The 9,066-nt window shown below is 63.2% G+C and carries 11 protein-coding genes; 8 read left to right on the forward strand and 3 right to left on the reverse strand.

The genetic code is table 11. The features are described from left to right. Positions 1–6: 6 nt before the first annotated feature. The gene (locus HP546_RS20820; protein ID WP_172228965.1) at positions 7–660 is read right to left on the reverse strand and encodes a DUF1120 domain-containing protein; all 654 of its coding nucleotides are present in this window, start codon (positions 658–660) and stop codon (positions 7–9) included. Between the two features lie 203 nt (positions 661–863). On the opposite strand from HP546_RS20820, the gene dapE reads away from it, so the two are divergent. Genes dapE through HP546_RS20835 form a run of 3 tightly spaced genes read left to right on the forward strand, consistent with a single transcriptional unit; the run spans position 864 to position 3,221 of the window. After that, on the forward strand, positions 864–2,015 hold the full coding sequence (gene dapE, locus HP546_RS20825; RefSeq protein ID WP_172228967.1) for a succinyl-diaminopimelate desuccinylase: 1,152 nt from the start codon (positions 864–866) through the stop codon (positions 2,013–2,015). Further along, entirely contained in the window at positions 2,015–2,827 is an 813-nt protein-coding gene (locus tag HP546_RS20830) for a putative RNA methyltransferase (RefSeq protein ID WP_172228969.1), read from the forward strand. The genes dapE and HP546_RS20830 overlap by 1 nt, the downstream gene beginning before the upstream one ends. A gap of 16 nt (positions 2,828–2,843) precedes the next feature. Continuing rightward, positions 2,844–3,221, forward strand: coding sequence for a hypothetical protein (locus HP546_RS20835; protein ID WP_172228971.1), 378 nt, complete (start codon positions 2,844–2,846; stop codon positions 3,219–3,221). 64 nt (positions 3,222–3,285) lie between these two features. Here the strand turns inward: HP546_RS20835 and HP546_RS20840 are convergent, their stop codons facing one another. Further along, on the reverse strand, positions 3,286–3,495 hold the full coding sequence (locus HP546_RS20840) for a cold-shock protein (RefSeq protein ID WP_003252255.1): 210 nt from the start codon (positions 3,493–3,495) through the stop codon (positions 3,286–3,288). 231 nt (positions 3,496–3,726) lie between these two features. Here HP546_RS20840 and plsB point away from each other — a divergent pair, with 231 nt between their 5' ends. The 5 genes from plsB to HP546_RS20865 all read left to right on the forward strand — a co-directional run bounded on the left by plsB (position 3,727) and on the right by HP546_RS20865 (position 8,558). Then, the gene (gene plsB, locus HP546_RS20845; RefSeq protein WP_172228980.1) at positions 3,727–6,213 is read left to right on the forward strand and encodes a glycerol-3-phosphate 1-O-acyltransferase PlsB; all 2,487 of its coding nucleotides are present in this window, start codon (positions 3,727–3,729) and stop codon (positions 6,211–6,213) included. Positions 6,214–6,286: 73 nt separating this feature from the next. Next, positions 6,287–6,667, forward strand: a complete 381-nt coding sequence (locus tag HP546_RS20850; protein WP_172228982.1) for a YbaY family lipoprotein — start codon at positions 6,287–6,289, stop codon at positions 6,665–6,667. Position 6,668: 1 nt separating this feature from the next. Beyond that, on the forward strand, positions 6,669–7,370 hold the full coding sequence (locus HP546_RS20855) for a hypothetical protein (protein ID WP_172228984.1): 702 nt from the start codon (positions 6,669–6,671) through the stop codon (positions 7,368–7,370). A gap of 69 nt (positions 7,371–7,439) precedes the next feature. Next, the gene (locus HP546_RS20860; protein ID WP_172228986.1) at positions 7,440–7,838 is read left to right on the forward strand and encodes a YbaY family lipoprotein; all 399 of its coding nucleotides are present in this window, start codon (positions 7,440–7,442) and stop codon (positions 7,836–7,838) included. Positions 7,839–7,871: 33 nt separating this feature from the next. Next, on the forward strand, positions 7,872–8,558 hold the full coding sequence (locus HP546_RS20865) for a DUF4197 domain-containing protein (RefSeq protein ID WP_172228988.1): 687 nt from the start codon (positions 7,872–7,874) through the stop codon (positions 8,556–8,558). A 65-nt stretch (positions 8,559–8,623) separates the two neighbouring features. On the opposite strand, the gene HP546_RS20870 is transcribed toward HP546_RS20865, so the two are convergent. Continuing rightward, the coding region (locus HP546_RS20870) for an efflux RND transporter permease subunit (protein WP_172228990.1) at positions 8,624–9,066 on the reverse strand (443 nt) is incomplete at its 5' end.

Below are 9,066 nucleotides of genomic sequence, written 5' to 3' on the forward strand. Positions count from 1 at the left end.
GCTTGATCACAGATAGGACAGTTCGATGGTCGAAGCGCCATCGATCTTTACGTCATCGGTCACGGTGAGGTTCCTCAACGCAGCAATGTTCATGTCAATCTGCAAATCAGCGGTCAGATTCCGGATGGCCGTGGGTACTGCTGCTCCGACCGCAAAACCATGGAACCTGCCCACTGCACCGTTATAGAGATAGGAATAGTCCGGCGTATAATCGCGCTGCCAGGACGTACCACTGTCAACTGTAATAAGACGCGTCACGGACGTGCTGCCATCGACAACATAGCTGCTGGCATTCGTTCGCAGGAAATAGGCGCCGATTCGCTGGCCATGCTCGTTCATCCCAAGACCAAATGCGATGATCGTGCCCGCTGCCGAGTCCGCACTGCCCGCTCTGCCATCGACCCCCCGCAAGGCGAACCGGGTAGGGCTTTTACAGTTCACGGAAAGTTGCTGGGGGGGCGATATGAACTGAGTTTGTCGATCTCGATGTAGCTGGTCTACCGAAATATCACCGAAGTCAAATGTTCCGCCGCCACTGAGTGAAGGCGTGCATGCACCAGGTTTGATGACACCGGTGACGACAATATCCGTTGCGCTGGCAAACACGGTCGTGCTGCACATCAGCGCAATGCCCATGGCGATCAACTGCTTGTTACCCATTGTGCTCTTCACCTTACGTTGTGTGTTGGTTGGCCCCTAGGGGCGGGGCACAACCTACACATTCGCGTACGCGGAACAGATTGAGAAATACTTCCCTTGACTCAGGCTTGCCGGCCAAACGAGTCGAAGCCGAACGCTTCACACCCAGGTTTTGCTTTAAACTATTGCGCCTTGCCCGCCTTGCCCGCTTTCGGAGTTTTACCATGACGGCCCCTGCCGAGCTCTCGCCTACCCTTCAACTGGCCTGCGACCTGATCCGTCGCCCCTCGGTCACCCCCCTCGACGCCGACTGCCAGGCGCAGATGATGAACCGTCTGGGCGCCGTCGGGTTCCAGCTGGAGCCCATGCGCTTCGAGGACGTCGACAACTTCTGGGCCACCCACGGTACCCAGGAAGGCCCGGTGCTGTGCTTCGCCGGCCATACCGACGTGGTACCGACCGGCCCGGTGCAGCAGTGGCAGCATGAGCCGTTTGAAGCGCTGATCGACGCCGACGGCATGCTTTGCGGCCGGGGCGCTGCCGACATGAAGGGCAGCCTGGCGTCCATGGTGATCGCCAGCGAGCGCTTCGTGCAGGACTACCCGAACCACCGCGGCAAGGTCGCGTTCCTGATCACCAGCGACGAAGAAGGCCCGGCCCACCACGGCACCAAGGCCGTGATCGAGCGCCTGAAAGCACGCAGCGAGCGCCTGGACTGGTGCATCGTCGGCGAGCCGTCCAGCACCACCCTGCTGGGCGACGTGGTCAAGAACGGCCGTCGCGGCTCACTGGGTGCCAAGCTGACCGTGCGCGGCAAGCAGGGCCACGTGGCCTACCCGCACCTGGCCCGCAACCCGATCCACCTGGCCGCCCCAGCCCTGGCGGAACTGGCGGCCGAGCACTGGGACGAAGGCAACGCGTTCTTCCCGCCTACCAGCTTCCAGATCTCCAACCTCAACTCCGGCACCGGCGCCACCAACGTGGTCCCGGGCGATCTGACCGCGCTGTTCAACTTCCGCTTCTCCACCGAGTCCACCGTCGAAGGCCTGCAGGCGCGGGTTGCGGCAATTCTCGACAAGCATGAACTGGACTGGTCGGTCGACTGGGCACTGTCGGGCCTGCCGTTCCTCACCGAGCCGGGCGAACTGCTGGACGCGGTGTCGGCCAGCATCAAGGGCGTCACCGGGCGCGACACCCAGCCGTCCACCAGCGGCGGTACCTCCGATGGCCGTTTCATCGCCACCATGGGCACCCAGGTGGTCGAGCTGGGGCCGGTCAACGCCACCATCCACCAGGTGGATGAGCGCATCCTCGCCAGCGACCTCGACCTGCTGACTGAAATCTACTACCAGACCCTGGTCCGGTTGCTCGCCTGATGCTTGCCTGCCCTCTTTGCCAGGCGCCCTTGAGCCCGCTCGACAACGGCGTGGTGTGCCCGGCCGGCCACCGCTTCGATCGCGCCCGCCAGGGTTACCTGAACCTGCTGCCCGTGCAGCATAAAAACAGCCGCGACCCGGGTGACAACCAGGCCATGGTCGAGGCTCGCCGCGACTTTCTCGACGCCGGTCACTACGCGCCGGTGGCCCGCCGCCTGGCCGAGCTGGCCAGCGAGCGCCAGCCGGGCGCGTGGCTGGACATCGGCTGCGGCGAGGGCTACTACACCGCCCAGCTGGCCCAGGCCCTGCCTGCTGCTGACGGCTACGCCCTGGACATCTCACGCGAGGCGGTCAAGCGCGCCTGCCGCCGGGCGCCAGCAGTGACCTGGATGGTGGCCAGCATGGCCCGCGTGCCACTGGCCGACGCCAGCTGCCAGTTCATCGCCAGCGTGTTCAGCCCATTGGACTGGGCCGAGGCCAAACGCCTGCTCAGCCCAGGCGGTGGGCTGATGCGGGTTGGCCCGACCAGCGGCCACCTGATGGAACTGCGCGAGGTGCTCTACGATGAAGTACGCCCTTATGCAGACGACAAGCACCTGGCCCTGATCCCCGAAGGTATGGCCCACGCCCACAGCGAAACCCTGGAGTTCCGCCTGAGCCTGGCCTTGCCCAAGGCCCGCGCCGACCTGCTGGCAATGACCCCGCACGGGTGGCGCGCCAGCGCCGAAAAACGGGCCAGGGTGATCGACCAGCCAGAACCGTTCGAAGTCACGGTTTCCATGCGTTATGACTATTTCGTGCGCCAAGACTGAGCACACCGGAGCCCTTATGCGTCAACCTGATATCGAGATTTACCTGAAGGACGCCGACGTCGACCACAAGCAGATTGCCCAGTGGCTGGCCGAGGCAGTCGGCCCGTGCAGCGAATGGCAGCAGAAAGGCCAGACCTTCAAATGCAAGGCCGGTAACATTCCGGTGACTTGGTTACCCAAGGCTGTAGGGAAATGGAACAGCCTGTACCTGGAAAGTGACCAGACGCCGTGGGACGACGACGTCGCCTGCGCCCGTGCCGCGTTCGCCGCACTGGGTGTGGAAGTGCGCTGTGCGCCGGGTGGCTGGGTAGAGGAAGATGGGGAAGAAGACGCCGACCGATGGGTCCGCATCAGCGCCGACGGTGAAGAGGAAATCACCTGGCGTACGTCATGAATCCGGGCCGTTCCTGACTCTGCAGGAGCGGGCTTGTCCGCTCCTGCAGCTTGAAACCAGAGGCTCAGAGCCCTACTACGTCCTCGGCTTGCAGGCCTTTCTGGCCCTGCACGCAGGCGTACTCCACCCGCTGCCCTTCGACCAGGGTACGATGCCCCTCACCGCGGATCGCCCGATAGTGGACGAACACATCCGCACCACCTTCGCGCTGAATGAAGCCATAACCCTTGGCATCGTTGAACCACTTTACATTCCCAGTCTCACGAGACGACATCTGAACTACTCCGGATTTTTATTGTGAAAATCGCCTTGTTGACACGAGGCCACCGCCCCGTGTCGACGCCGCTTGGGGAAATATCCTGCAAGTGGCAGGCCGAGTATATGACACAGAACAAAATAATTTGATGACGGTCCCGCCGTTCGGCGATTTTTGCTGAACTTGCGCGGATACGGCAGACTAATTGGCTGGATACCCATCTAAAATCACACCCAGGGCACACACCCCATGACCCGTTCCCCCCTGCGCCGCCTGATCTTCGGCGCCTTGCGTCGCCTGTTGTACCTGTGGGTGCGCTCCGAAACCATCAACCAGTCTTCACTTACCCTCAAGCTCGACCGCAGCCGCCCGGTGTTCTACGCCCTGCCTTCGCCGGCCCTCACCGACCTGGCCGTGCTTGACCACGAATGCACCAAGGCGGGGTTGCCACGCCCGGTGCTACCGGTGGCGGTCGGCCCGCTGCAGGAACCGGCCGCGTTCTTTTACCTCACCCCCGACCCGGACTGGCTCGGCCGCCAGGACAAGCGTGGCGCCCCGCCCACCCTCGAGCGCCTGGTCGCGGCCATCAGCCAGCATGCCGAGGAAGATGCGCAGATCATTCCGGTCAGCGTGTTCTGGGGCCAGACCCCGGCCAGCGAGTCCAGCCCATGGAAGCTGCTGTTCGCCGACAGCTGGGCAGTGACCGGGCGCCTGCGCCGGCTGTTGACCGTGGTTATTCTGGGGCGCAAGACCCGGGTGCAGTTCTCGGCGCCGATTCACCTGCGCGAACTGGTGCAGCACAACAAGGGCCACGAGCGCACCGTGCGCATGGCCCAGCGCCTGATGCGCGTGCATTTTCGCAACCTCAAGACCGCCGTCATCGGCCCGGACATCTCGCACCGGCGCAATCTGGTCAAAGGCCTGGTCCACGCCCCGCAGGTGCGCCAGGCCATCCTCGACGAAGCGCAGCGCGAAAACCTGCCGCTGGCCAAGGCCGAGGCCCAGGCACTGCGCTACGGCAACGAGATCGCTTCGGACTACACCTACACCGCCATCCGCTTCCTCGAAGTGGTGCTGAGCTGGTTCTGGAACAAGATCTACGACGGCATCAAGGTCAACCACATCGAGCAGGTACAGGGCATCGCCCCCGGCCATGAAGTGGTCTACGTGCCGTGCCACCGCAGCCATATCGACTACCTGCTGCTGTCCTACCTGCTGTTCCGCAATGGCCTCACCCCGCCGCACGTGGCCGCCGGCATCAACCTCAACATGCCGGTGGTGGGCAACCTGCTACGCCGCGGCGGCGCCTTCTTCATGCGCCGCACGTTCAAAGGCAACCCGCTGTACACCGCCGTGTTCAACGAGTACCTGCACACCCTGTTCAGCAAAGGCTTCCCGGTCGAGTATTTCGTCGAAGGCGGCCGCTCGCGTACCGGGCGCATGCTGCAGCCGCGCACCGGGATGCTGGCCATCACCTTGCGCAGCTTCCTGCGCTCGTCACGCACCCCGATCGTGTTCGTACCGGTCTATATCGGCTACGAACGCGTGCTCGAAGGCCGTACCTACCTGGGCGAACTGCGTGGCGCCAGCAAGAAGAAAGAGTCGATCTTCGACATCTTCAAGGTGTTCGGCGCACTCAAGCAGCGCTTTGGCCAGGTTTACGTCAACTTTGGCGAGCCGATCCGCCTGGCCGGTTTCCTCGACCAGCAGCAGCCTGGCTGGCGTGATCAGGACCACGGCCCCCAGTACCGTCCGGCCTGGCTCAACGCGACTACCACGCGCCTGGGTGAAACCGTGGCCCGCCACCTGAATGAGGCCGCAGCGGTCAACCCGGTCAACCTGGTGGCCCTGGCGCTGCTGTCCACCAGCCGCCTGGCGCTGGACGAACGCGCGCTGGTGCGCGTACTCGACCTGTACCTGGCCCTGCTGCGCCAGGTGCCCTACTCGCCACATACGACCCTGCCAGACGGCGACGGCCAGGCGCTGATCGAACACGTGCGCGGGATGAACCTGGTTTCCGAACAGAAAGACGCCCTGGGCCGCATCCTTTACCTGGATGAAGGCAACGCGGTGCTGATGACCTACTATCGCAACAACGTGCTGCACATCTTCGCCCTGCCGGCACTGCTGGCCAGTTTCTTCCTCAGCAGTTCGCGCATGAGCCGCGAACTGCTGGGCCAGTACGTGCACGCCCTGTACCCGTACCTGCAGACCGAGCTGTTCCTGCGCTGGGCACCGGAGCAGCTGGACGAAGTGATTGACCAGTGGCTGGCCGCACTGGTCGACCAGGGCCTGCTGCGCCAGGACAACGACGTGTACATACGCCCGGCGCCCAGCTCGCGGCCGTTCGTGCTGCTGACGCTGCTGGCCCGCACCATCACCCAGACCCTGCAGCGCTTCTACATGGTCACCTCCCTGCTGCTCAACAGCGGCCAGAGCACCCTCAGCGCCGAGGAACTGGAGGACCTGTGCGTGATGATGGCCCAGCGCCTGTCGATTCTGCACGGCCTGAACGCCCCGGAGTTCTTCGACAAGACGTTGTTCCGCCATTTCATCCAGACCCTCATCCAGCAAGGCGTGCTGCACGCCGACGCGCAGGGCAAACTGGGGTTTCACGACAAGCTCGGCGACTTGACCGAAGGCGTGGCCAAGCGTGTGCTGTCGGCCGAGTTGCGCCTGTCGATCCGCCAGGTGGCGCTGCATCGGGACGAGCCAGTGGATGTAGTCCAAGGGTAGGTTTTCAGCCTGCCGCCAGGCCTTGAGAGGGGACAGGATCGACGTGCTGTTTCCCTTCTCAAGGAGTAACACCATGACCCAGCTAAAGTCGTTCAACGTCGAGATCGTCTCCTCCAGCGATAACCGCCTGCCACCCTCCGGCCAGGTCCAACTGAGCCTGCTTGATGTTTCCCTGGCGGATGCCCCGGCCGTCAGCCAGGCCGAGCTGCGCCTGCGATGTGGGGGTGTGATGCCGATCAATCTGCAACTGGCCTTCGACAGCAGCCTGATTGACCCTCGCCGGACCTACGCGTTGTCCGTGCGCATCGAGAAGGACGGCAAATTGCACTTCATCAACACCAGCCGTCACCCGATAGATCCGTACAGGGTGTTCGGCACCCAACGCGTCGTGGTCGACAGCGTCGCAGGCGCGCTCGAAGGCATGCATGGCGGCAATTTGTTCAAGGACCAATGACATGGAAATCACCGGTAACCTTGCCACCCCTTATATCCCGGATCTGCCCGAAGGTTTGCCACGACTTTCGGTCAGGGTGACCGCCTTTATAGACGGACACGAACAGTTCCTTGCCACCTGCAGCGCCCAGGCCAGCGGGTCGCCCATGCCGTTTCGCGTCCACCTCGACCCGCTGAGCCTGGACGGCCTGGAACAGGTCACCCTTGAAGCCCTGTGTACCATCGGGCTCGGCGCAGAAGCCGTGGTCGCGCGCACCACACAAACCCTGGCCATCGCCGATGTCCTGCAGGGCATGCCGCTGGAGCTGAACCTTGATGCAGTCGATGCTGCTGCGCAGGCGTCGCAAAAGTACCCTGTCGAACCTCTCGTGTTCGGCTTGAGCGGGCAGATAGTCGTCCCGCCGGAACTGCGCGTGGAGGCGGCCTACCTGGATGCCCACCTGCTGCTGATTCAAGAGGACGGTTACAGCAATCGCTACGCCAGCAACCTCGCCGAGCATTCGCTGTACCTGAGAAACGGTGGCGCGCCGTTCTCGATGTTCCTCGATGCGGCCTCGGTGCCAGAAGGCCGACAAGCCAAACTGCACCTGGGTTTGTATGACCTCGAACGCACAGTGCTGCTGGCTGGCAACGTCGTTAAAAACCTGGACCTTTCCAGCCCGCCTGACCTCTCCAATATCGTATTGCGCAAGCCGCGGCGCTGATTGATCAGGGAAAATCCGCTAAAGTCCCGGGGTTGGTTACGAGCCAGCCCCAAGGACACCGGAGATTCCATGAAAAAGCTCTTTATGCTGTGTTGCGCATCCCTGCTCGCAGCCTGTTCCAGCCACACCCCGTCCAACCAGGCCAGCCTGGATGGCGAAGTCTTCTACGTGCAACGCATCGCCCTGCCCCCCGCCGCCACCTTGAGCGTAGAACTGCAGGACGTTTCCCTGATGGACGCCCCCGCAGTGACCCTGGCGCGCCAGGCCGGCCCGGTCAAAGGCAACGTACCGCTGCCGTTTCACCTCACCTACGACCCGGCCCAGGTCAAACCCGGCCACCGCTACGCGGTGAGCGCGCGCATCGAGCTCGATGGCAAGCTGCTGTTCATCAACACCGAACACCACGGCGTGATGCTCGACGGCAATGACCCGCAGCCTGTGCGCATCAAGGTCGACCAGGTTCGTTGATACCCGTATTCACCTGTTTACAAGGAACGCTTCATGATCCGCACTTCCCTGCGCTTCACCACCCTGTGCGCCGGCTTGCTGCTGTCGGCCAGTGCCCTGGCCCTGTCGCTGGGCGACCTGACCCAGAAGGACGCCAGCGGCGGCCTTAAAGATGCCCTGACCCAAGGCGCGCAGCTGGCCGTCAAGCAGCTGAGCACGCCGGGTGGTTTCAGCAACAACCCGGATGTGCGCATCGAGCTGCCGGGCAACCTGGGCAAAGCGGCCAAGGCCATGAAGATGTTTGGCAAGGGCGACCAGGTCGAAGCCCTGGAAACCAGCATGAACAAGGCCGCTGAAGCAGCAGTGCCGCAGGCCCAGGCGATTCTGGTAGATGCCGTGAAGAACATGAGCGTGACGGATGCCAAGGGCATTCTCAGCGGCGGCGACGATTCGGCCACCCAGTACCTGAACAAGGGCAGCCGCGAGCAGATTCGCGCCAAGTTCCTGCCTATCGTCAAGCAGGCTACCGACAAGGTCGGCGTGGCTCAGCAATACAATGCCTTCGCCGCCCAGGCCAAGGGGTGGGGGCTGGTCAAGGATGACGCCAATATCGAGAACTATGTGACCGAGAAGGCGCTGGATGGGCTGTTCGAGATGATCGCCAAACAGGAACAGAGCATTCGCCAGAACCCGGCTCAGGCGGCTACCAGCCTGGCCAAGAAGGTGTTCGGCGCTCTTTGAGGCCGCCAAGGGCTGCTTCGCAGCCCATCGCCGCGAAGCGGCCCCAATGGCTTGATTGACTGATATCAGCCCTTCCTGACCCTGAACCATGCCGCATACAACGCCGGCAGAAACAGCAAGGTCAACACCGTGGCCACGATCAACCCGCCCATGATCGCCACTGCCATCGGCCCATAGAACACGCTACGCGACAGCGGAATCATCGCCAGCACGGCCGCCAGCGCGGTCAGCACGATCGGCCGGAAGCGCCGCACCGTGGCCTCGATGATCGCCTGCCAACGCTGCATGCCCGAGGCGATGTCCTGCTCGATCTGGTCGATCAGGATAACCGAGTTGCGCATGATCATCCCCGCCAGGGCAATGGTGCCCAGCATGGCAACGAAGCCGAACGGCTGGCGGAACACCAGCAGGAACAGGGTCACGCCGATCAGCCCCAGGGGGGCGGTGAGGAACACCATGACCGTGCGCGAGAAGCTGCGCAGCTGAATCATCAGCAGGGTCAGCACCA

It is taken from the genome of Pseudomonas sp. CM25 (genome assembly GCF_013179705.1).
Taxonomy (GTDB): domain Bacteria; phylum Pseudomonadota; class Gammaproteobacteria; order Pseudomonadales; family Pseudomonadaceae; genus Aquipseudomonas.

Coding starts and splice junctions, on each gene's coding strand:
- HP546_RS20820 (WP_172228965.1), bottom strand. CDS start 660: ATGGGTAACAAGCAGTTGATCGCCATGGGCATTGCGCTGATGTGCAGC.
- dapE (WP_172228967.1), top strand. CDS start 864: ATGACGGCCCCTGCCGAGCTCTCGCCTACCCTTCAACTGGCCTGCGAC.
- HP546_RS20830 (WP_172228969.1), top strand. CDS start 2,015: ATGCTTGCCTGCCCTCTTTGCCAGGCGCCCTTGAGCCCGCTCGACAAC.
- HP546_RS20835 (WP_172228971.1), top strand. CDS start 2,844: ATGCGTCAACCTGATATCGAGATTTACCTGAAGGACGCCGACGTCGAC.
- HP546_RS20840 (WP_003252255.1), bottom strand. CDS start 3,495: ATGTCGTCTCGTGAGACTGGGAATGTAAAGTGGTTCAACGATGCCAAG.
- plsB (WP_172228980.1), top strand. CDS start 3,727: ATGACCCGTTCCCCCCTGCGCCGCCTGATCTTCGGCGCCTTGCGTCGC.
- HP546_RS20850 (WP_172228982.1), top strand. CDS start 6,287: ATGACCCAGCTAAAGTCGTTCAACGTCGAGATCGTCTCCTCCAGCGAT.
- HP546_RS20855 (WP_172228984.1), top strand. CDS start 6,669: ATGGAAATCACCGGTAACCTTGCCACCCCTTATATCCCGGATCTGCCC.
- HP546_RS20860 (WP_172228986.1), top strand. CDS start 7,440: ATGAAAAAGCTCTTTATGCTGTGTTGCGCATCCCTGCTCGCAGCCTGT.
- HP546_RS20865 (WP_172228988.1), top strand. CDS start 7,872: ATGATCCGCACTTCCCTGCGCTTCACCACCCTGTGCGCCGGCTTGCTG.